At 38.7% G+C, this 22936-nt stretch carries 19 protein-coding genes; 16 read left to right on the top strand and 3 right to left on the bottom strand.

What is annotated here, in order from left to right; all coding sequences use genetic code 11:
• Positions 1 to 81 precede the first annotated feature (81 nt).
• The 3 genes from secA to prfB all read left to right on the top strand — a co-directional run bounded on the left by secA (position 82) and on the right by prfB (position 5002).
• A complete protein-coding gene (gene secA / locus ACKVEV_RS20345; RefSeq protein ID WP_409368029.1) occupies positions 82 to 2595 on the top strand; it encodes a preprotein translocase subunit SecA in 2514 nt (837 codons plus the stop codon).
• A gap of 364 nt (positions 2596 to 2959) precedes the next feature.
• Entirely contained in the window at positions 2960 to 3517 is a 558-nt protein-coding gene (locus tag ACKVEV_RS20350) for a competence protein ComK (RefSeq protein ID WP_409368030.1), read from the top strand.
• Positions 3518 to 3897: 380 nt separating this feature from the next.
• Positions 3898 to 5002 (top strand): peptide chain release factor 2 gene (gene prfB, locus ACKVEV_RS20355; RefSeq protein ID WP_402925583.1). Its coding sequence is split into 2 segments (ribosomal slippage): positions 3898 to 3972 and positions 3974 to 5002, totalling 1104 coding nucleotides; the frame shifts between segments, so codons are not numbered across the junction.
• Positions 5003 to 5133: 131 nt separating this feature from the next.
• Here prfB and ACKVEV_RS20360 read toward each other — a convergent pair.
• Positions 5134 to 5643, bottom strand: coding sequence for a competence protein ComK (locus ACKVEV_RS20360; RefSeq protein ID WP_409368031.1), 510 nt, complete (start codon positions 5641 to 5643; stop codon positions 5134 to 5136).
• Between the two features lie 228 nt (positions 5644 to 5871).
• On the opposite strand from ACKVEV_RS20360, the gene ACKVEV_RS20365 reads away from it, so the two are divergent.
• The 12 genes from ACKVEV_RS20365 (at position 5872) to ACKVEV_RS20420 (ending at position 21039) form a co-directional block, all read left to right on the top strand.
• Positions 5872 to 6114 carry an IDEAL domain-containing protein gene (locus tag ACKVEV_RS20365; RefSeq protein WP_409368032.1) on the top strand — a complete coding sequence of 81 codons (243 nt, stop codon included), beginning with the start codon at positions 5872 to 5874 and terminating at the stop codon, positions 6112 to 6114.
• Positions 6115 to 6436: 322 nt separating this feature from the next.
• Positions 6437 to 8416: an excinuclease ABC subunit UvrB gene (gene uvrB, locus ACKVEV_RS20370; RefSeq protein ID WP_409368033.1), complete on the top strand. Its 1980-nt coding sequence runs from the start codon at positions 6437 to 6439 to the stop codon at positions 8414 to 8416.
• 7 nt (positions 8417 to 8423) lie between these two features.
• Positions 8424 to 11288, top strand: coding sequence for an excinuclease ABC subunit UvrA (gene uvrA / locus ACKVEV_RS20375; RefSeq protein WP_409368034.1), 2865 nt, complete (start codon positions 8424 to 8426; stop codon positions 11286 to 11288).
• Between the two features lie 187 nt (positions 11289 to 11475).
• Entirely contained in the window at positions 11476 to 12648 is a 1173-nt protein-coding gene (locus tag ACKVEV_RS20380) for a DUF4097 family beta strand repeat-containing protein (protein ID WP_409368035.1), read from the top strand.
• A gap of 293 nt (positions 12649 to 12941) precedes the next feature.
• On the top strand, positions 12942 to 13628 hold the full coding sequence (gene ftsE / locus ACKVEV_RS20385) for a cell division ATP-binding protein FtsE (RefSeq protein ID WP_401009845.1): 687 nt from the start codon (positions 12942 to 12944) through the stop codon (positions 13626 to 13628).
• Positions 13618 to 14502 carry a permease-like cell division protein FtsX gene (gene ftsX / locus ACKVEV_RS20390; protein WP_409368036.1) on the top strand — a complete coding sequence of 295 codons (885 nt, stop codon included), beginning with the start codon at positions 13618 to 13620 and terminating at the stop codon, positions 14500 to 14502. The genes ftsE and ftsX overlap by 11 nt, the downstream gene beginning before the upstream one ends.
• 66 nt (positions 14503 to 14568) lie before the next feature.
• A complete protein-coding gene (locus ACKVEV_RS20395) occupies positions 14569 to 15870 on the top strand; it encodes a murein hydrolase activator EnvC family protein (RefSeq protein WP_409368037.1) in 1302 nt (433 codons plus the stop codon).
• 750 nt (positions 15871 to 16620) lie between these two features.
• Positions 16621 to 17241 (top strand): hypothetical protein, encoded by a 621-nt coding sequence (locus ACKVEV_RS20400; RefSeq protein WP_409368038.1) that lies wholly within the window; start codon positions 16621 to 16623, stop codon positions 17239 to 17241.
• Positions 17238 to 17825 carry a peroxiredoxin family protein gene (locus ACKVEV_RS20405; protein ID WP_409368039.1) on the top strand — a complete coding sequence of 196 codons (588 nt, stop codon included), beginning with the start codon at positions 17238 to 17240 and terminating at the stop codon, positions 17823 to 17825. Before ACKVEV_RS20400 ends, ACKVEV_RS20405 begins: the two co-directional genes overlap by 4 nt.
• 225 nt (positions 17826 to 18050) lie before the next feature.
• Positions 18051 to 19493, top strand: a complete 1443-nt coding sequence (locus ACKVEV_RS20410) for a S41 family peptidase (RefSeq protein ID WP_409368040.1) — start codon at positions 18051 to 18053, stop codon at positions 19491 to 19493.
• Between the two features lie 125 nt (positions 19494 to 19618).
• Positions 19619 to 20800, top strand: coding sequence for a PDZ domain-containing protein (locus tag ACKVEV_RS20415; RefSeq protein WP_409368041.1), 1182 nt, complete (start codon positions 19619 to 19621; stop codon positions 20798 to 20800).
• Positions 20800 to 21039 carry a CsbA family protein gene (locus ACKVEV_RS20420; RefSeq protein WP_409370596.1) on the top strand — a complete coding sequence of 80 codons (240 nt, stop codon included), beginning with the start codon at positions 20800 to 20802 and terminating at the stop codon, positions 21037 to 21039. Before ACKVEV_RS20415 ends, ACKVEV_RS20420 begins: the two co-directional genes overlap by 1 nt.
• 159 nt (positions 21040 to 21198) lie before the next feature.
• Here ACKVEV_RS20420 and ACKVEV_RS20425 read toward each other — a convergent pair whose 3' ends face one another.
• Together ACKVEV_RS20425 and ACKVEV_RS20430 are read right to left on the bottom strand one after the other, a co-directional pair.
• The gene (locus ACKVEV_RS20425) at positions 21199 to 21525 is read right to left on the bottom strand and encodes an AzlD domain-containing protein (protein ID WP_409368042.1); all 327 of its coding nucleotides are present in this window, start codon (positions 21523 to 21525) and stop codon (positions 21199 to 21201) included.
• Entirely contained in the window at positions 21522 to 22253 is a 732-nt protein-coding gene (locus ACKVEV_RS20430; RefSeq protein ID WP_409368043.1) for an AzlC family ABC transporter permease, read from the bottom strand. Before ACKVEV_RS20430 ends, ACKVEV_RS20425 begins: the two co-directional genes overlap by 4 nt.
• A gap of 124 nt (positions 22254 to 22377) precedes the next feature.
• Here ACKVEV_RS20430 and ACKVEV_RS20435 point away from each other — a divergent pair, with 124 nt between their 5' ends.
• On the top strand, positions 22378 to 22929 hold the full coding sequence (locus tag ACKVEV_RS20435; RefSeq protein ID WP_409368044.1) for a helix-turn-helix domain-containing protein: 552 nt from the start codon (positions 22378 to 22380) through the stop codon (positions 22927 to 22929).
• The last annotated feature ends 7 nt before the right edge of the window (positions 22930 to 22936 follow it).

The following is a 22936-nucleotide window of genomic DNA, read 5'->3' on the forward strand; positions in this document are numbered from 1 at the left end:
GCTATAGGACACAGTTTGCATGAAACTGTTACACAATGGTAAAATGAAATTTGAGACTCGTATAGGAAGTGAAAAATATTCATGGCAAACCTATTAAATAAATTATTTGATTTCAATAAACGTGAGTTAAAAAAATTAGAAAAAATCGCTGACCAAGTTGAGGGATTCGCTTCTCAAATGGAACAGCTTTCAGATGAGCAACTACAAGCGAAGACAGAAGAGTTTAAAAAACGTTATGCAGATGGCGAAAAATTAGATTCTATTCGTGCTGAAGCTTTTGCGGTTAGTCGTGAGGCGTCGAAACGTGTATTAGGTATGTATCCTTTCCGCGTGCAAATTATGGGTGCGGCTTCACTTGATGAAGGTAATATTTCAGAAATGAAAACCGGTGAAGGTAAAACGTTAACAGCGACGATGGCTGTTTATTTAAATGCGATTACTGGTAAAGGCGTGCACGTTGTAACGGTCAATGAATATTTGGCTAGTCGTGACGCTGCTGAAATGGGACAACTGTATAATTTCTTAGGCCTGTCAGTTGGATTAAACTTAAACAGCTTATCAAAAGAAGAGAAGCGTGCGGCATATGATGCTGATATTACGTATAGTACAAACAATGAATTAGGATTCGACTATTTACGTGACAATATGGTGCTTTATAAAGAAGAGCGTGTTCAACGTCCGCTTCATTATGCGGTTATCGATGAAGTTGACTCGATTTTAATCGACGAAGCGCGTACACCATTAATTATCTCGGGGCAGGCTGGCAAATCAGCACAGCTGTACAAGCAGTCTAATGCTTTTGTCCGCATGTTAAGTGCTGAAACAGATTACACATATGAAGAATCAACAAAAGGTGTTACGTTAACGGATGCCGGTGTAGAAAAAGCCGAAAAAGCATTCGGGATCGACAACTTGTTTGATTTAACACATGTTCGTTTAAATCATGCCATTAACCAATCGTTAAAGGCACATGTCAGTATGCATAATGATGTAGACTACGTTGTCCAAGAAGGCGAAATTGTGATCGTAGATGGCTTTACAGGTCGTTTAATGAAGGGGCGCCGTTATTCTGATGGTCTTCACCAAGCTATTGAAGCAAAAGAAGGCGTTGAAATTCAAAATGAATCGATGACGATGGCAACAATTACGTTCCAAAACTACTTCCGTATGTACCAAAAGCTTGCGGGTATGACAGGTACAGCGAAAACAGAGGAAGAAGAGTTCCGCAATATTTACAACATGAGCGTTATTGCGATTCCAACGAATAAGCCGATTGCTCGTGATGACCGTCCCGATTTAATTTTTGCTTCGATGGAAGGCAAATATAAAGCGGTAGCAGCCGATATAGCTGAGCGTCATAAGGCAGGTCAACCAGTACTTGTAGGGACAGTTGCGATTGAAACATCTGAAATTATTTCGCAATTGCTTGATAAACATAAGATTCCACATAATGTACTGAATGCGAAAAACCATGAGCGTGAAGCGGAAATTATCGCGAATGCTGGTTCTAAAGGTGCCGTTACAATTGCTACTAACATGGCGGGTCGTGGTACCGACATTAAACCTGGTGAAGGTGTATTAGAAATTGGCGGTTTAGCGGTAATTGGTACAGAACGTCATGAATCACGTCGTATCGATAATCAGCTTCGTGGTCGTTCTGGACGTCAGGGGAATCCAGGGGTTACGCAATTCTATTTATCACTTGAAGATGAATTAATGCGTCGTTTTGGCTCTGATAATATGAAATCGATGATGATGCGACTTGGAATGGATGATTCTCAACCATTGCAATCGAAAGTTGTCTCAAGAGCGGTAGAATCAGCGCAAAAACGTGTTGAAGGGAATAACTTTGATGCGCGTAAACGTTTATTACAATATGATGATGTTTTACGTCAGCAACGTGAGATTATTTACAAAGAGCGTTATGACGTTTTAGAAACAGAAAATATGCGTGAGCTTGTAGAGTCGATGATTCAAGAAACAATCGATAATATTGTCGGTCTTTACACACAAGGCGAGCAGCCGAATGACTGGAACTTAAAAGCGATTGAAGACTTTGTAGCGGCTAATCTTTTAGAAGAAGGCACATTAAAAGTTGCAGATTTCCAAGGTAAAACTGCTGAAGAAATTAATACGCTTATTTCCGACGCTGTGCACCAACGCTATGATGAAAAAGAAGCTGAACTTACACCAGAACGTATGCGTGAGTTTGAAAAAGTTATTTTACTGCGTTCAATTGATACGAAGTGGATCGATCATATCGATGCAATGGATCAATTACGACAAGGGATTCATTTACGTGCCTATGGTCAAAATGACCCGCTACGTGAATATCAACAAGAAGGCTTTGCGATGTTTGAGGATATGGTCGCTTCCATTCGTGAAGATGTAGCGAAATATGCCATGAAGGCAGAAATCCGCAGCAACTTAGAACGTGAAGAGGTTGCCAAAGGTCAGGCTGTCAATCCGAAAGAGGATGGATCTCCTGCGCCGAAAAAACAACCTGTACGTAAAGCTGAAAATATTGGTCGTAATGATTTATGTCCATGTGGTAGCGGTAAGAAATTTAAAAACTGTCACGGTGCAGGTCAATAAGTGCGTAATAAAGAAAGATCAATTCAACGACAAGTTGAGTTGGTCTTTTTTGCTGTATTTAGGAAAATACGGTGACAAATATCTGAATTAATAGACAATAGATAACCGAGGGTATACAATAATTGTAACAATAGGTATTTAGTTCAATGAAAGTAATGAATATAGCAGATTATTTAAATATATAGTCAGTCACTTCCATATGAATTTACTTTCTTTGACAAAAAGGGAGGTGAATTTGTGCGTTAGTAGAACATCTTCTCGAGTACTGTATGCTGATAAATATGCTCGAGGAAGTACATAAGGTAAATCAATGAACATGTACATTCCTTTTTAATTCATATGATATTTAAAGGAGGAGTAATCATTGCATTATAATTGTCAAGACATTATGAGTAGTGAAACAATGTTGTATATGCCTGAGTATGATGCCTTTGGAAATTTATGTACACGCGTAATTGAAAGGGACTATCAATATATCTCCAAATTATCTCCTACGAGACTAATGGATTTTAATCTCCGCTATTTCGGCTCAAGCTTACGAGGGGCCTTTGATGGGTCAAAGATGATTTTAGGTAAGCTCAATAAAAACCCAATTGTTGTCCATGAACCGTTTAATATTTTGTGGTTTCCGAGTAAGTCGCCATTGCATCCTGAGTGTATTTGGTTTGCTGTTCATCATATAGATGATTATATAGCAGTCGGTAAAAAGGAAACAAAGGTTGTCTTTATGAACGGACAAGAAATTATCGTAGATGTTAGTCCGAAAGCGTTTGAATACCGTATTCAACGGGCTTTTTTATTAAAATATAAGCTTGAGAAGCGCACGAAACATTTACTTGTGCAGTTAGATCGTGTCAAAGTTTTTCAACGAATGGCGCTTCGTTCTAAGCTAGAAGATGAAATGACACAGGATGAGCGTTAGACAATAATAAATGCTAAGGAGTGTAAGCTGATGATTTATTATGAAACGACTTGTATTTGCTGTAAGAAACAATTTAAGCTTTTAGAAGGAACGAGAAAATACCAGCTCTATAAAGTGAATCGCCAGAGACGATTGACATGTGAGAATTGTGATCAAAAAATTCATGCTGAAGCTCGCAAAAGTTTACTTAGTAAGCTCAATTAGGTAACGTTGAACAGAGAGAAGAGTAGTACAGGCTAAAATAGTTTGTACTACTATTTTTTTGCTGGTCACATGTAGGCTGTGTTGAAAAAAGTATGTTTTCCGCCTTAAAAACGCTATAATAGAATAATACGGATTTTACTTGTACTATCCATTAAATATGTTCGGAGGATTTAACAATGATTGAATTAGCAGATGTACGTAACGTGTTAGACACTACAGCCAATAAGTTGGCGGACTTTAGGGGGTCTCTTTGACTTAGAAAACAAAGAGGCACGTATTCAGGAATTAGATGAAATGATGTTAGAGCCAGGCTTCTGGGACGATCAACAAGGAGCACAAGTAATCATTAATGAAGGTAATGGCTTGAAGGCTATCGTCAATGAATACAAAGAGTTAGTGGATACACATGAAAACTTAGATATGACACTTGAGTTATTGCGCGAGGAGCCAGATGAGGAATTACAGGAAGAGCTAGGCAATGAGCTAGCAGAATTCCAACAAAAAATGGGTGACTTTGAGCTGCAATTACTATTAAGTGGTCCATATGATCATAACAATGCCATTTTAGAGCTTCACCCAGGTGCTGGTGGTACGGAGTCTCAAGACTGGGGTTCCATGCTGCTTCGTATGTATACACGTTGGGCTGAGAAACGCGGCTTTAAAGTAGAAACAGTCGATTATCTACCTGGTGATGAAGCGGGTATTAAATCTGTAACATTATCGATTAAAGGACATAATGCATACGGGTATCTACAAGCTGAAAAAGGCGTACACCGTTTAGTACGTATTTCACCGTTTGACTCTTCTGGTCGCCGTCATACATCATTCGTATCGTGTGATGTTATGCCTGAATTCGATGACAATATCGAGGTAGAAATTCGTACAGAAGATTTAAAAATTGATACGTACCGTGCAACAGGTGCAGGTGGTCAGCATATTAATACGACAGATTCAGCTGTTCGTATTACGCACATTCCAACTGGTACTGTCGTACAATGTCAGGCGGAGCGTTCACAAATTAAAAACCGTGAAAAAGCAATGACGATGTTAAAAGGGAAGTTATATCAATTAGAAATTGATAAACAGCAAGCCCAACTTGATGAGATCCGCGGTGAGCAAAAAGAAATCGGCTGGGGCTCACAAATTCGCTCATATGTATTCCACCCATATTCGATGGTGAAAGACCACCGTACAAGTGAGGAAACTGGAAATGTGGGCGCAGTAATGGACGGCGATATCGATCCATTTATCAATGCCTATTTACGTTCTAAAATCGGATAACAATGCAAACCTCAGAGGAAACAAGCCTCTGAGGTTTTTTAGTGCCTTTTTAAGTGCCTTTTTAAGTGCCAGGCACCCAAACAATTCTGAATATTTCCGGTGCCAGGCACGCAAACAATTCTCACACAATTTTAAAAAGGTGGATGATATGGGGCATCGTGGCGAAGTTGTTTGCGCTCCTCCATATAATGTTTATATAGCATGGATGCATTTACAAATTGTTTACTAATCGAATTGTATTTAATAGGTAACTCAATTTCCATATCATTTTTCAATGTAATTATGCAGCCTTCATTACTTGGAGAAATATTTGAAATGGCATGAAGTCCAATCCAAATATTATGAATAGATTGAGGTGAATACGTCGGTAAAAAGATACAAGGAAAACCATAATCATAAGCCACAACAATTGGGAGTTTGTGTTGATTGCCAAAAAAACGTTTCGCCGAATATTTCGCGGCTTCGTAAGTTGTACCCATCGAGATGCACGATTTGCGTAACACATGTAAAGGTTTGCGTGTCACAATCAGCTCATTATGCTTGTCGATGACGTGAGTGAAAATTTTTGATTCATGTTGAATCGGTTGCAATAAATAAGTATTGAAAGACATTAAATAACCATTCACATAATTTGGTGCCATATGTAAACGCCTCCTTTTGACTTTGATTACTTGTAGTGTAAATAACTAAAATCAAATTTAAAACCATAGATAAAAACCGAAAAGTTATAGCTATTCCATAGTAATTGCTAAGAAATTTGCTCGAAATTACGCTTTAATTCTCATAAATAATAGAGGATTTTCATTTGTTAAGCGTTGCATTTTAATCTAAATTTTCTTATAATTTAGAAAAGGATCGAGGTGAGATCGTTGGATAAATATTATTCGTACACAGATTTTCTAAAAGCCGTTGGACAGTCAAAAAAGGTTGATGAGGCAGAGAAATTATTGAACGAGATTTATTTAGATTTATTTTTAAATCGTATCCAGCGTATGCATCGTGAAGAACAGCTAATGGTTCTGATAGATAGAACACTCGATGAACGAGATGAAAAAGCTTTTCACTTATACGCATCTGAACTAGAGGCCTTACACAAAGTAGCAAGTGAATAATAGGATAAGCCCGCTCTCCCATGCAGGAGAGCGGTTTTTTTTGCAAATCGATAAGCGACACTAGAAACGTCGCCTGCTGCATTAAGGCAAAGAACATTAATTTATTTGTAAAATCTTTTATTTTTCTAGAATTCTATGATTAAAGGAAGGGTATATATCTAATCATGGGTATAAGTGGAGTGTAAGACAGTCATAGAGCTTATCCTCTAGTGTAAACCGAAATAGAACAAAAATAACAAACATTCGTTCGGAAATATTCGATATTTTATTACTGCTATGCTAAAATATATGTACAAATTGGAAGGAAAGGACGGGGACATGCGTGCAAACATTTGATTTACAGGCCCCTTATCAGCCTAGTGGGGATCAGCCACAGGCGATAGCGGAATTAGTGGAGGGTGTGCGTGAAGGGAAACGCCATCAAACATTGCTAGGCGCAACAGGGACGGGCAAAACGTTTACGATTTCCAATGTTATTCAGCAAGTCAAAAAACCAACATTGATTATGGCTCACAATAAAACACTAGCGGGTCAATTATATAGTGAGTTTAAAGAGTTTTTCCCAAATAATGCAGTTGAATATTTTGTCAGTTACTATGATTACTTTCAGCCGGAAGCGTATGTTCCACAAACAGATACGTATATCGAAAAAGATTCAAGCATTAATGATGAAATCGACAAACTGCGTCACTCAGCCACTTCGGCACTATTCGAACGTGACGATGTCATTATTATTGCATCTGTGTCTTGTATATACGGTTTAGGTTCTCCAGAAGAATATCGTGAGTTGGTCGTATCCATTCGCACAGGAATGGAAATAGAACGCAATCAATTACTACGAAAACTAGTCGATGTGCAATACGAACGCAATGACGTCAGCTTTACACGCGGGACGTTTCGTGTGCGTGGAGACGTTGTAGAAATATTCCCAGCCTCTCGTGATGAACATTGTGTGCGCGTCGAATTTTTCGGAGATGAGATAGATCGCATTCGAGAAGTAGATGCGTTAACGGGCGAAATACTGGCAGATCGTGACCATGTAGCTATTTTCCCTGCATCTCACTTCGTTACACGTGAAGAAAAAATGCTAAAAGCCATTGACAATATTGAACAAGAATTAGAACAACGCCTTGCGCTATTGCGATCAGAAGATAAGCTATTGGAAGCACAGCGTTTAGAACAGCGGACACGTTATGATTTAGAAATGATGCGTGAAATGGGCTTTTGCTCAGGTATCGAAAACTACTCACGCCATTTAACTTTACGTGAAGCGGGAGCAACGCCTTATACATTACTTGATTATTTCCCTGAAGACTTTCTACTCGTTGTCGATGAAAGCCATGTCACATTACCTCAAGTTCGAGGCATGTACAATGGGGACCAAGCGCGTAAAGGTGTGCTAGTAGAGCATGGTTTCCGTTTGCCATCCGCATTAGACAATCGTCCATTGCGTTTTGAGGAATTCGAGCGCCATATTCATCAAGCCATTTATGTATCGGCAACGCCTGGGCCATATGAACTTGAACATACACCTGAAATGGTGGAACAAATTATCCGTCCGACAGGGTTACTTGATCCATTAATTGATGTGCGTCCAATTGAAGGGCAAATTGATAATCTGATTGATGAAATCCATGATCGTATTGCGCGCAATGAACGTGTACTTGTGACAACATTGACGAAAAAAATGTCGGAAGATTTATCTGCTTATTTGAAGGAAATGGGCTTAAAAGTGGAATACTTACATTCAGAGATTAAGACATTAGAGCGTATTGAAATTATTCGCGAACTGCGTAAAGGTACATATGATGTACTGATCGGCATTAATTTATTGCGTGAAGGTTTAGATATTCCTGAGGTGTCCCTTGTTGCGATTTTAGATGCGGATAAGGAAGGCTTTTTACGTTCGGAACGTTCGCTTATTCAAACAATTGGTCGTGCGGCACGTAATGCTAATGGACATGTCATTATGTATGCAGACAATATGACAGATTCAATGAAGAAGGCCATTGAGGAAACAAAACGCCGTCGTACTATTCAAATGGCGTACAACGAAGAACACGGCATTACACCGACAACGATTGTCAAAAAGATTCCGGATGTTATTCGTGCGACACAGGTAGCAGAGGAAGAGGAGTCGTATGTCACAAAGGCAACGAAAGGCAAGAAGTTAACGAAAGCAGAAAAAGAGAAGTTACTCGCGTCTCTTGAAGTAGAGATGAAAGAAGCGGCAAAAGCACTCGATTTCGAACGTGCAGCGGAGCTTCGCGATACAATATTTGAATTGAAAGCAGAAGGGTGATTGGCTTGTGAAAAATACAGAAATCGTCGTGCAAGGCGCACGAGCACATAATTTAAAAAATATAAATGTCACAATTCCACGTGATCAATTAGTCGTGTTAACAGGCTTATCGGGATCAGGGAAATCTTCATTAGCGTTTGATACAATTTATGCTGAAGGGCAACGTCGCTATGTTGAATCATTATCGGCTTATGCACGCCAATTTCTTGGCCAAATGGATAAACCAGATGTAGATGCAATCGAGGGGCTATCGCCTGCCATTTCAATCGATCAAAAAACGACGAGCCGTAATCCGCGCTCAACCGTCGGAACAGTAACAGAAATCTATGATTATTTACGTTTACTATTTGCCCGAATTGGCAAGCCGATTTGTCCAAATCACGGCATTGAGATTACGTCCCAAACAATTGAGCAAATGGTAGATCGTTTATTAGTTTATCCAGAACGCACGAAAATGCAATTATTGGCACCGATGATTTCGGGACGTAAAGGTACACATGTAAAATTACTGGAGGATTTGAAAAAGCAAGGCTTTGTCCGCGTGCGAATCGATGGTGAATTGCGCGATTTAGATGATGCCATTGATCTTGATAAAAATAAAAAACACTCGATAGAAGTTGTGGTCGATCGTGTTGTTGTTAAAGAAGGAATTGCTGCTCGTCTAAGTGATTCATTAGAAACAGCTTTGCGATTAGCAGAAGGACGTGTGCTTGTCGATGTAATGGAACATGAAGAATTACTATTTAGCGAGCATCACGCCTGCCCATTATGTGGATTTTCAATTGGTGAGCTGGAGCCGCGCATGTTCTCATTTAACAGCCCATTCGGAGCATGTACAAGCTGTGACGGCTTAGGCACGACACAGGAGGTTGATCTTGAACTGATTGTGCCGGATTGGGATCGCTCATTATTAGAACATGCCATTGCACCGTGGGAGCCTACAAGCTCACAATATTATCCACAACTATTAAAGGCTGTATGTGACCATTATGATATTCCAATGGACGTACCAGTGAAAGATTTACCGAAAGACAAAATGGATAAAATTTTATTTGGCTCAGGCAAAGATAAAATTCACTTCCACTATGAAAATGAATTTGGCAATGTGCGAGATCAGATGATTGAGTTTGAAGGGGTTGTGCACAATGTAGAGCGCCGCTTTAAAGAAACAACGTCCGATTATGTACGGGAGCAAATGGAGAAATATATGGCGCAGCAAGCTTGCCCGTCTTGTAAAGGTTATCGACTAAAAACGGAAACTTTAGCTGTGAAAATTGCAGACAAGCATATTGGCCAAGTAACAGAGTATTCCATTCAGGATGCCGATACATTTTTCAAAGAGCTCGATTTATCTGAAAAGGATATGCAAATTGCTAAACTCGTCTTGCGTGAAATTGAAGAGCGTCTCGGCTTCCTAGTCAATGTTGGATTAGACTATTTAACATTGAATCGAGCGGCGGGCACACTTTCAGGTGGTGAAGCGCAGCGAATTCGTCTAGCAACACAAATTGGCTCACGCTTAACAGGTGTACTTTATATTTTAGACGAGCCGTCAATTGGCCTCCATCAGCGTGACAATGACCGCCTTATTAGTACATTGCAAAATATGCGTGATATCGGCAACACATTAATTGTTGTGGAACATGATGAAGATACAATGCTAGCAGCGGACTATTTAATTGATGTTGGACCGGGTGCCGGTGTGCATGGTGGGCAAATTGTCGCGGCAGGTACGCCACAGGAAGTAATGGAAAATCCTAAATCGTTAACAGGTCAATATTTAAGCGGTAAGAAGTTTATCCCGCTACCAATTGAGCGTCGTAAACCAGATGGTCGTAAACTATCGATTTTAGGTGCGAAAGAAAATAACTTACGAAACGTTAAAGTAGATGTACCATTAGGTTTATTTGTAGCCGTAACAGGTGTGTCAGGCTCTGGTAAATCGACACTTATCAATGAAATTTTATATAAATCATTAGCCCAGAAGCTAAATCGTTCAAAGGTAAAGCCTGGTGCACATAAAGAAGTCACAGGGTTGGATGAATTAGAAAAAGTCATTGATATTGACCAATCGCCAATTGGCAGAACGCCACGTTCCAATCCAGCAACGTATACAGGCGTGTTTGATGATATTCGCGATGTATTTGCCACAACGAATGAAGCGAAAGTGCGTGGCTATAAAAAAGGCCGTTTTAGCTTTAACGTAAAAGGTGGCCGTTGTGAAGCATGTCGCGGCGACGGAATTATTAAAATCGAAATGCATTTCCTACCAGATGTTTATGTGCCATGTGAAGTTTGTCATGGTAAACGGTATAATCGCGAAACACTAGAAGTAAAATATAAAGATAAAAGCATTGCCGATATTTTAGATATGACAATTGAAAATGCTGTCGTGTTCTTTGAAAATATTCCTAAAATCCAACGCAAATTACAAACGATTGTAGATGTAGGGTTAGGCTATATGAAATTAGGACAACCTGCGACAACTTTATCAGGTGGTGAGGCACAGCGAGTAAAATTGGCCTCGGAATTACATCGTCGTTCAACAGGTAAGTCATTTTACATTTTAGATGAGCCGACAACGGGATTACATGCCGATGATATTGCACGACTACTGCTTGTGTTACAACGCCTTGTGGAGAATGGTGATTCAGTGCTGGTCATTGAACATAATTTAGATGTCATTAAAACAGCTGACTACATTATTGATTTGGGACCAGAAGGTGGCGACAAAGGTGGCACAATTGTTGCGACAGGTACGCCAGAGGAAGTAGTGGAAGTAGCTGGCTCTTATACAGGCAAATATTTAAAACCGATTTTAACGCGTGATCGTTTGCGTATGGATGCTGCTTTAGCAGAAGCATCTAAATAATTTTCATCATTGAATCTGCTCATTTCCGGGGAAGACCTAAACACATGAGGCTGTGGCTTTCCTAGGAAATTTTGCAGATTTTTTGTTGAAATGAGAAATTGTCAATGCTTTTTTCTCTTTGCCGTGAAACTTTTCCTATATGGAGACGTATAAATAAATATAACAATCTGTGGGAGGCTATATAATTATGCAAAATGAACGTCAACGAATTTTAGAACTTGTGGAAAAAGGTACTATTTCAGCGCAAGAGGCGATTACATTATTAGAAGCATTAGAGCAACCTAGCAAGTCCACTCAACCTAATATGGATGATATGTCGAATACAGGTGAGCAATCCTCAACAGAAAAAGAATTTATTTTTAAAGAAGAACAAAAGAAAAAAGATGGCGATTTCACGAAGCATTTTCAAGATGAAATCCAAGATTTCCGTAAAGATCTATCACAAATCGGTTCACTTTTTATGGATATGATGAACACAGCCGTAAAAAAAGTAAAAGAATTTGATGTTTCTTCGCCATTTGGTGATAAATTTGAATTTACACATACAGAAGAACTTGCAGCAGAGCATATTGAGAATGTCATTGTTGAACTACCAAATGGTAATTTTTCATTAGAGCCATGTGAAGGTGATACTTTCCAAATTATTTGTAAGGTGAAAGCACCGCTTATCAATGATAGCGAGGAAGAAACACGTAATCATTTCTTGGAGCAATTTGTTGTGAAAAATGAAGAGGACTCACTGCGAATTTTAAGTCAATTAAAGCTTGTGCAAGTGAATGTTCAAGTGCTTGCACCGAAGGAAAAGCTAAACAAATTATCTGTGCGTTTAATGAACGGTGGAGCAACTTTGCAAGATATAGAGCTGGATCAACTAAAGCTGAAAACATTGAATGGTGCGATTAAGGGTTCGAAGTTAGTTTTTGCGAAGGCTGAAGTGGATTCAACGAATGGCTCTATCGAATTAATGGATGTTCGTGGTAAAGATTTAGAAGCTGAAACATTAAATGGTCGCGTCTATTTGGATGGTGCTTTAGATGAAGTAGAAGCGAAATCAGTAAATGGACATGTTGTGGTGACGACATGTTCAAGTAATTCATCGAAAATTAAGGCACATACGGTAGCTGGCGCTGTAGAAATATATGTCCCACGCACAATATCTTTAAGCGGAAAAATTGTCACGAATTTTGGTAAAGTAGATGTCGGCATTCAAGATGCCTCAAAAATTGACACGCAAGATCAATTTTTAACGAAAGTAGTTCGTTTCGATAAAGAAGTAGAAAATGCCAACCGCTTGTTTATCGAAGGTGAGTCTAAAACAGGCGCCGTTTTAGTCCGCTATACAACGACTGAAGAACAATAAATAGTAAAGAGCAAAGTGTTAGATTAACTGCCATCAATCTAACACTTTTTTTGCTTTATTTCATCGACATTTTTAATGGATAGTAACAGCAATCGCTAGTACTTTCCATCGATTCCTGTTTCTATTTGTTGGTATTTACAAGATTTTTTTAAAATATTCCAATAAACGATATTTTTATAGAAAATTATGTCAACGAATGAAATAAAACTGTAATAAAAAAACATAGATTGAGTGCTATAATAGAAAAAGGAATACATCTTACATATATAAGAGGTTTAGGTGGTTTAAAAAAAATGATAGAAATGAAAAATGTGACAAAGAAGTACCCGAATGGTGTAGTTGCGACAAACGGCATTTCGGTTAATATAAAACAAGGTGAATTTGTCTATGTTGTTGGTCCAAGTGGTGCAGGTAAATCGACATTTATTAAGTTAATGTACCGTGAGGAAAAAGCAACTTCAGGTGAAATTACTGTTAATGGTATTAATTTAGGTGGTTTAAAAAATAAAAAAGTACCTTTCTTGCGTCGTCAATTAGGTGTTGTTTTCCAAGATTTCAAATTACTACCAAGATTGAACGTCTATGAAAACGTGGCATTTGCTCTAGAAGTTATTGAAGAGGAACCGGTCGAAATTCGCCGTCGTGTTATGGAAGTTTTAGACCTTGTCGGTTTAAAGCATAAGGCAAGAATGTTTCCGAATGAACTTTCTGGTGGCGAACAGCAACGTGTCTCGATTGCACGTTCTATTGTAAACGTACCGAAAGTAGTAATTGCAGATGAACCAACAGGGAATCTGGATCCCGAAACATCATGGGAGATTATGAATTTATTTGAGGAAATTAATGCACGAGGTACAACAATTGTAATGGCCACTCACAACCGTGAAATTGTAAATACCATCCGTCGTCGCGTTATCGCGATTGAGGGCGGTATGATTGTTCGTGATGAACACGGAGGTGACTACGGCTATGAAATTTAATACAGTAAAACGACACTTTCGAGAAAGTTTTAAATCACTAGGCCGTAATAGCTGGATGACCATTGCGTCTGTCAGCGCGGTTACAGTGACATTGATACTAGTAGGTGTATTCTCATTAATTATGATGAACTTAAATAAAGTAGCATCAGATTTAGAGAACGATGTAGAAATCAAAGTTTTAATCGATGAAACAGCAGATCAAGCAGCTGAAAAAGCGCTACTTGCGAAAATAAAAAAATTGCCTGATGTTGCCGAAATGACTTATTCCACAAAGGAAGAAGAGTTAACAAAGTTAGTAAAAGATTTTGGGGATGATTTTAAGCTGTTCGAGCAAAGCAACCCGTTACGAAATGTTATTTATGTGAAGGCGACAGATCCACAGCAAACGGCGAAAGTGGCTAAAACAATTGATAAGTATGACTATACTTACGATGTGAAGTACGGAGAAGGTAAGGTAGAAAAACTTTTCAACTTCTTAAATATTAGTCGTAATGTAGGTGTTGTGCTAATTTTAGGATTGTTATTCACAGCTATTTTCTTAATTTCTAATACGATTCGTATTACGATTATTGCACGTCGCGATGAAATAGAAATTATGAAACTAGTAGGGGCAACGAATGCGTTTGTGCGAATTCCATTCGTTTTAGAAGGTATGTGGCTCGGCGTTTTAGGCTCTATCATTCCGATTGCAGTCATCGCAACACTTTACCACAATGTCTATCGAATTATTGCACCTCGTTTACAAGGCGAGTTAGTTCAACTTCTTGATTTCTCACCACTTGTTTATCAAGTAAGCGGTCTATTATTGCTGATCGGTGTGCTGATTGGGATTTGGGGAAGCTTCATGTCTGTGCGCAAGTTTTTAAAAGTGTAAGTAATGACGAGGTCGTAACGATATTTAAAGTAATGGAAATTAAATAAACGAAGGGGAGTTCAACAGGTGAAAAGTATTGCAAAGAACACAATGAAAACATTTGCAGCTACAACTGCACTATTACTTCTTATCCAAACTCCAACAGCGTTTGCAACTAGTTTATCGGATTTAAAAGAAGAGAAAAAACAAGTAGAAACGAAGAAAAATCAATTAAACTCTTCTATTAGTAGTAAAGAAGAAGCGATTAGTGAAAATAAAGAAAAGCAACAAAAATTATTAGATCAAATTCAAGCGTTGAACGCTGAAATTGACAAAACAAATAGCAGTATTAAAAAGGTTTTGGCAGAAATTCAAGCGACAAATGCTGAAATTAAAGCATTAGAAGGTACAATCGATGAGCTGATGCGCAAAATTGAAGAGCGTGATTTATTATTACAAGATCGCGCACGTGCTATTCAAGCAGGTGGCTCAGTTAGCTATTTAGATGTGCTATTAGGTTCTAATAGCTTCGTTGATTTCATCGACCGCTTCTCTGCTGTAAATGCTTTACTTGAAGCGGATCGCCAAATTATTCGCGATCAAAAACAAGACAAGCAAACTTTAGAAGAGCAAAAGCAAGTTTTAGAAGGCAAGCGCCAAAAGCTTGAAGAGCAAAAAGCGAAGTTAGAACGTTTAAAAGCATCATTAGATGGACAGAAAAAAGAAAAAAATACATTAGTTGATCAGTTAGAAAAAGAGCAAGCGAAGCTGAAATCTGAAAAAGTATTACTTGAAAAAGAATATTCAGAGGCTCTTGAAATTAGTGATGAATTACAGCAAAAAATTATTTCTGAGCAAAATCGTTTAGCTGAAATTGCTCGTCAGCAAGAGGCAAAACGTAAAGCTGCTGCCGCCGCCGCTGCTGCTGCTGGCAATTCAGGTTCAGGTTCAGGCTCTACGGTCAATGCTCCAGCATCTGACGGTACTTGGATTAAGCCGACAAATGGTCGTTTAACATCGCCTTATGGCTGGCGTAATCTTGGGGCAGGCCCAGAATTCCATTATGGAGTAGACCTTGCCAATAAAACAGGGACGCCGATTTGGGCAGCATCAGATGGCGTTGTCTCTTATGCGGCACCACTAAGCTCTTACGGAAATGTGGTTATTTTAACACACTCTATTGACGGACAAATTTATACGACGGTTTATGCACATTTAAGTGCATTTAATGTGAGTGTTGGTGATGAAGTAAGCCAAGGACAGCAAATTGCAGCAATGGGTAGCACGGGTCGTTCTACCGGTCCACACTTACACTTTGAAATACATATCGGCTCTTGGCAAGGACAAGCAGTTGGTAGTGTCAACCCACTGAAATATATTCCATTGTAAATTAAGAGAGTTGCCTCTATTACGAGATGATTTAAGTGGTTATAAGACAAAATACTTTGAGAGTATCAGCTCTTGCGGTATTTTGTTTTTTTTATTTTATAATTTAGCCCTTTCTATACTGAGACAAGATTACTTTATTGGTGTTTGGATAATAACAATATTATTGTTTTTTTGTGGTAAAATATAAAAAAAATGCAAGAAATAATGATTGGGGCTGATATCTAAATGAAGAGTTGGAAGAAATCTTTAATAAGTGTTTTATATAAGTTAGAACATGTTTATCAAAAGTTTTCACTAATTTCGATATTGTTTTTCACTGATATGCTACTCATTATGGGTGATTTTACATTTATGTTCGTTCTTCCCGAAATTGCCCCAATAATTTTTACAATAGTTATTGTTATTTATTTTTGGAGAAAGTATAAAAAACATGATAAATTTAAACTTTTAATAAGAACTATTAATTCATTAGTTTTTTATAATTTTACGTTTATATGGGTTTACCCTTATCCTGAAATAACCAAAATCAATTTGGATTAATAAAGTTAATATGTTGTGTCGTCTCCAAAGTGAGGCGACTTTTTTTGTAATGGAGAGGTATCTAGTGGAGAGATTCTATATCAAGTCCTTACAACAATAGCTTTCCATAACTACTTTAGAAGTTTTTTTGAACACAATGTGAAAAGGGAGTTTTCATAAAAGCAACTATGCTATGCTAAACATATCTTTAGCAGCGGAGGATTTGTCCAGGTGATCAATAGTGAATGGTTTTCAATTCGTGCATTAACATTACCAGCAACAGCAATCGCTTTACTAGCGTCATTTGTCATTGTTTGGCTTGTTTTACGGGTCCAATTCCCGAAAATATGGTCAGGGGTATACGGTGATGCTATCTTTACGTTTATACTTGTATGGAAATTTAGTGTGATTATTACGGACTTTCAATCGGTCATTGCACAACCGCTAACGCTTCTGTACTTTAATGGTGGGACGGTTGGTGTATTATTAGGGACTGTAGCGATACTATTGCAGCTGTGGTGGAAGCGACAACAACTACCATTCGATACTACTGGCGTAGTGGCAAGTAGCTGGGCAATTATGTTAACGCAATCGATCTATCAATGGTTCGTGGTATTATTAAATGACAATCCACTGCATAGCGAAGTCATTACATTAGTAGTGCTAAGCGTGCTAACGATCTTCATATTATGGAAAGTAACAGCAACTAATATCGCGTTATTAATGTATACAGCTGGCTATCTAATCGTAGCTGTTTTACAGCCTTATGGCTTTTGGCAACCGGCTGTTGGAGTAAGCTTCCTATTACTTTTATTAGGTTTAGGAATTCAACGATTGGGAGGAAAAGAATGAAAAAAAATATTGGGTTACTGATAGTCGTTTTGCTCATCGCTGCGATGATTGGTACATATGTGAAACAGCAAATCGATAAAGAACGGGAAATTGATACGGCCTTGCTCGGAAAAGAAGTAGAAGAACGAACGGTGGGGTTAAATAATGGAGATACACCACCTGATTTCACATTAATGAATTTGGATGGTAAAGAAGTGACGTTAAGTGAGCTTCGCGGAAAAAAAGTTGTCCTAAATTTTTGGGCAACATGGTGTCCACCGTGTAAAGCCGAAATGCCTCATATGCAAAATTATTACGAACAATATGCAAAAAAGGACAATGTTGAAATTTTAGCGGTTAATTTAACGTCAGAAGAACGAGACGTAACAGCCGATGCAAAAATCGATACAGTAATGACATTTAGAGATGCCTATGAACTGACATTCCCTATTTTACTTGATCCAGAAAATGAAGCTGGATCAGAATATCAAGTCATTACGATTCCTACAACCTTTTTTATCGATTCAACCGGCACGATTCAGCAATCAATACAAGGCCCGATGAATTTAGACATGCTAAAAAGCACGCTCCAAGCATTAGAATAGGGTGCCAGGCACTCAAACAATTCTGAATATTCACAGGGACACATTTAAAATAACCATACCAAAATCCACAAGACTTGTACGGCTTAACATATGTCCGTAGAAGAGGCAGTGGATTTTTTTTCTATTGTTTGAGTGCCAGGCACCGAAACAATTCTGAAAACAAAACATTATGTTGTATGTTTGAAAATAAAAATTCATACAGTAAATAGACAGAGGAGGGAAGGTTTGCGCAAAATTACGGCAGGAGTCGGCGTACTTGTCAGCAGTTTATTGATAGGTAGTGGATTTTACTTTGACTGGTTTGATGGGGCAGAGAAAAAGGTGCAAGTTACAGAAGTGGATTCGATTAATGAAGCGTTACAATTAATCGAAAAGAAATCAGTGTACAGTACGAAAAAAGAAGAATTAGTAGAAGGTGCATTACGAGGTATGGCAGATGCCATTAAGGACCCGTATAGTACCTATTACACGAAGGAAGAGGCTGAGCAACATCGACAAATGCTAGCTGAAGAAAGAGTTGGCATCGGTATTGAACTAACGGAAAACAACGGCAAGTTTATTGTTGTATCCCCTGTTCGTTCATCACCAGCAGAAAAAGCAGGTATGCGCTCTCTCGATGAAATTGTACAAGTTGATGGTGTCAAAGTGGATGGAAAGACAATGAGTGAACTAATGCATTTGATTCAAGGGGAAAAAGGGACAAAGCTGACAATCGTTGTTTATCGTCCAAGCGAAGATAAACATATTAAAATGACGATGGAACGTGCGGCAATCTCTAATAAGACGGTAGCGAGTGAAGTAGTGAAAGTTGAGGATACTTCAATAGGATACATTGAAATTTCGTTATTTGGAGAAAAGACAGCAAATGAGTGGGTAGCAGAAACAAGTAAATTACTACGTAAAGATGTAGAAGGACTTGTAGTGGATGTTCGTGATAATCCTGGAGGCTATTTACATAGCGTCGCAGCGCTACTAAGTACAGTGTTAGATGATGGTAAAGTATTTGCCTATATGCAAAACGGTGAAGGTGCCATGGAACCATTAAAAACGGAAACAAAAGGCTTTGATGAAAAATATTTAGCGACAATGAATAAAATTCCGATTGTTGTTATTCAAAATGGAGGTAGTGCATCAGCGAGTGAAGTACTCGGAGGCGCATTAAAAAGCTGGAATCGAGCGTCCATTGTTGGCGTTAAAAGCTTCGGCAAAGGAACAGTACAGGAATCATGGGCGCTTGCAAATGGCGGTGAATTGAAGCTCTCTACAAATAAATGGCTGACACCAAAACGTGAATGGATTCATGGTAAAGGTATTGAAGCTAGTTTAGTTATTGAACAAAATGAATTATTTGCGTTCCAATTGCATCCGTTGACAGGGCAATTCAAAGTAGGAGATATGAGCGAAGAAATTGCGTACACACAAAAAGCGTTACAAAAGCTTGGTTATCAAGTAGACCGCCTAGATGGTTATTTAGATGAGTCAACACAAGAGGCTGTAAAACTTTACCGGAAACAAAAAGAATTACAGCAACCTGAAAATGAAGTATACGTCGACGCTACATTTTTCAATAGTTTAAATGGAACATTAAAGGCTTACAAAGAAGATCGTCAAAATGATTTGCAATTCCAAATGGCAACAAGCTTCCTTTTACACAATATTGAGCAATAGAGATAGTAAATCTAGTAAAAAATGATGGGAAATACAAAGCTTTCTACCAGTTACTACTACGCAAGACAGTGGTCGTTTGATACAATGAATGCATAGTATTCATGAAAGAAACGGCGGGTGTTCGTATGGTTAGTAATATATTAATAGAAATTGTAACAGCGATTGGCCGCTTTTTACTTAACCCAGTAGTTTATATTGCAATAGTAGTTGCTACCTTTTTAGGGTATAGTCGCGTAAAGCAAGAGCGAAAATTTTTTAACAGACGTATTATTTGGGGCTGGACAGAGCTGCTAGGACAATGGAAGCGAGGATGGCCGTATGCATTAGTCATTTCCTTAATAAGTGTAGGTGTTGGGCTAACAGTACCCAAAGCATTTTTACTAATACTTATCGCAATCTCTTTACTTGGCCTGTTGTTGTTTTTCATCAATGTACTGTCACCTATTTACACGATGGCAATCGCAACAGTAGCATTGTGGGCAATGTATCAGTACAACTGGTCGTTCTCTTGGTGGAAGCTTTCACTAGAAGGCATCGATTTATTAGAAGGTGCTATTGTGACCATTACAATACTGACAGGGCTGTGTGTCATAGCAGAAGGTATCCTTATTCGTCGTACGGCGAAACAAGTGATAACGCCTGGTATCGAAAATACGAAACGTGGTATGCAAGCCATTGTCTATCGCACAAGAAATGTCTGGGTATTACCTATCTTCTTTATTATTCCGGGTAATAGCATTCCATCATCATTGCCGTATTGGCCACAATTTACTTTAGGGGATCATCATTTTGCATTCGTATTATTTCCGGTAGTTATTGGCTTTTCAAAACTGTTAAGAAAAGAATTACCTGTTGTTCAGTTGCCGAAAATAGGGCGCTCCGTCTTATTGTTAGGACAGCTGATTGTCATCGGTGGACTGGCTTCTTACTTGCAACCGTTAATTGGTTTTATCACGTTGGCAGTAGGGGTATTGATTCGACTCATTATTTCACTTTATTATGCAATGCAAGATAAAACAGAGTCTTATGCGGTTGCACCGAGCACAAAGGGCGCGATGATTGCTGCAGTCCTTCCTGATTCACCAGCAGAAAAAATGGGCTTACTTGCAGGGGAATGTATTCGTAAAGTAAACGGGCACACGATTACGACAGAAGCAGAATTATATGACGCATTACAACTAAATGCTGCACATTGCCGTTTAGAGGTGTTAGATCGTAATAACGAACTGCGCCTTACGCAGCATGTTATATACAGCAATGACCATTATCGCATTGGTCTATTGTTGGCGGAGCCGAGAGAACTATGATCGACCTTTATGGGAAATTGATGTTAGCGTTATTTTTCCCAGCATTACTCGTGTTATTGTTTACTCGTATTACGTATAGCCGCTATGTAGGATTATCATTAGCCATTGCGCTAATTGCTGCTTCTGTCTATGCAGGTTATACGTCCCCACCTATTATTTTTGTTGTGGATGCTTTTTCGTTAACGCTAGGCTTTTGGCTAGCGAGCAAAATGCAAAAAAAGAAGGAGGGCTATCATTAAGGCCCCCACGCATTACACAGCGTTGTAATAAATCAAAAAAATCCCCTTGTTCTTTTGCGGGCACTGTGTAAGACGAAACGTTCCCACCATGTGGATTGTTTCGTCCTACGTTTCGTGCTTTTTCGCAAACGACTAAGCGGATTTTTTTATACCTTTTCTTTACATGAAAAATCGTACGGCAGCCATAATGATAACACCAGCGACAACGGTAATCGATAAGCTTTTTGTCACAAGGGCAATGATGAGTGTAGGCACAAATGTAATGAAAACTGGCCAATCTAATGTGACAAAACTTTTGCTTTCCGTATCCAATAAATTTTCCATAACAAGGGCACTAAGAATACAAACTGGTATAAAACTTAGCCATTTCAACACGACATCCGGTAGTTTCACACTGCGTACAAACATAAACGGAATAATTCGAGGTAGCCAAGTCACTAGTGCGCAACCGATAATTAGCCAGACCATAGAAGCTGTTGTTGTCATTTATCTGTCACCACCCCAATTGTCGCGACGATCACAGTTGCAAGCAGTACGGCTAAATGCGAAGGTACGACATAGGATAGGCCATACATAATGACAATCATATAACCGATTAACATCAGGTAATGCATAATTTTATTTTTGCCAACACTACTTAGCTGTAGCACAAGTAGGGCGACAAACATGGCAATTAAGGCAAAGTCCAAGCCCCACTTTTCGGGATTAGCTACCCATTGCCCTAAAAAGGCTCCTGCAACGCAAGATAAAATCCAAAATAAATAGGCTGTGATATTGAGCCCATCCATCCATCTACCATGCAATTTGCCTCTTTGCATTTGCTTCGTTACGGCTACACCAAACGTTTCGTCCGTTAATAATGTACCGAATCCAACATTGCGGAGCATGGAATATCGCGTAAAATGGGGTGCTAATGTTAAACTCATTAATAAATGACGTAGATTTACGACAAAAATAGTTACAATGATAGCAGATGCAGGACTACTTGTTAGCAAAAGGGCGCAAAAAATAAATTGTGCAGAACCTGCGTAAACAAGTATGGTTAGTAATGCAATTTCAATTACAGATAGACCAGAAGCGGAACCTACAACACCGAATGCCAGTCCTATACTAATGTAACCGAGTAATGTCGGGACACAATCTTTTATGCCTTGTAAAAAACTGTCTTCTGTCGAGGCGGTTGATTCATTATGAAAATCTGTTGTGCTTGTCATAAATAGGTCATCCTTTCAAAAATATTTCCATGTATACTTATAATGGAATAGTTTGAACATTCACACATGTTTATTAAAGTATACATATGTCTGATAAAATAAACAATAGGAAATGGTGAGTCAGATGGAACAAATGAGTCGAAATTTAGCATTCCAATTAAAAAAAATACGGCAGCACCGTAGTTTAAGTTTAGATGATGTAGCGAAAGTATCAGGAGTAAGTAAAGCACAGCTTGCACAAATTGAAAAGGGAGAAGCGAATCCGACTGTTTCAACGATATGGAAAATAGCGGCTGGCTTGCGTATTTCATTTTCTTCTCTTTTGCAGCCACCGATTGCCCATTATATGAAGTTTAGTAGTAAAAATGCACCGCACGTCGATGAAGACGATGGTCGCTATCGTGTTTATTCGATTATTCCGTACGATCCTGAACGAGGGTGGGAATTTTATAAAGTGGAAATGGAGCCCGGAGCGAGAAGTAGGAGTGAAGCGCATACAGAAGGGGTAGAAGAAACTGTAACGGTTATTCATGGACAAGCTATTATTAGTGCAGGCGTTATGCATGAAACATTGAGCGAAGGCGAAACATTGGTCTTTTCGGGCCATCAAGCACATGAATATGAAAATGTATCACAAGAACTAACAATTTTACATGTAATCTTGCAATATAAATAGAGGTGGC

This window comes from Lysinibacillus sp. 38-6 (assembly GCF_046245175.1).
GTDB lineage: Bacteria > Bacillota > Bacilli > Bacillales_A > Planococcaceae > Lysinibacillus.

What these genes read in the sequence shown, in the direction of transcription:
- secA (WP_409368029.1), top strand. Translation starts at nt 82, where the DNA reads ATGGCAAACCTATTAAATAAATTATTTGATTTCAATAAACGTGAGTTA.
- ACKVEV_RS20360 (WP_409368031.1), bottom strand. Translation starts at nt 5,643, where the DNA reads ATGGCACCAAATTATGTGAATGGTTATTTAATGTCTTTCAATACTTAT.
- ACKVEV_RS20380 (WP_409368035.1), top strand. Translation starts at nt 11,476, where the DNA reads ATGCAAAATGAACGTCAACGAATTTTAGAACTTGTGGAAAAAGGTACT.
- ftsE (WP_401009845.1), top strand. Translation starts at nt 12,942, where the DNA reads ATGATAGAAATGAAAAATGTGACAAAGAAGTACCCGAATGGTGTAGTT.
- ftsX (WP_409368036.1), top strand. Translation starts at nt 13,618, where the DNA reads ATGAAATTTAATACAGTAAAACGACACTTTCGAGAAAGTTTTAAATCA.
- ACKVEV_RS20405 (WP_409368039.1), top strand. Translation starts at nt 17,238, where the DNA reads ATGAAAAAAAATATTGGGTTACTGATAGTCGTTTTGCTCATCGCTGCG.
- ACKVEV_RS20415 (WP_409368041.1), top strand. Translation starts at nt 19,619, where the DNA reads ATGGTTAGTAATATATTAATAGAAATTGTAACAGCGATTGGCCGCTTT.
- ACKVEV_RS20425 (WP_409368042.1), bottom strand. Translation starts at nt 21,525, where the DNA reads ATGACAACAACAGCTTCTATGGTCTGGCTAATTATCGGTTGCGCACTA.
- ACKVEV_RS20430 (WP_409368043.1), bottom strand. Translation starts at nt 22,253, where the DNA reads ATGACAAGCACAACAGATTTTCATAATGAATCAACCGCCTCGACAGAA.
- ACKVEV_RS20435 (WP_409368044.1), top strand. Translation starts at nt 22,378, where the DNA reads ATGGAACAAATGAGTCGAAATTTAGCATTCCAATTAAAAAAAATACGG.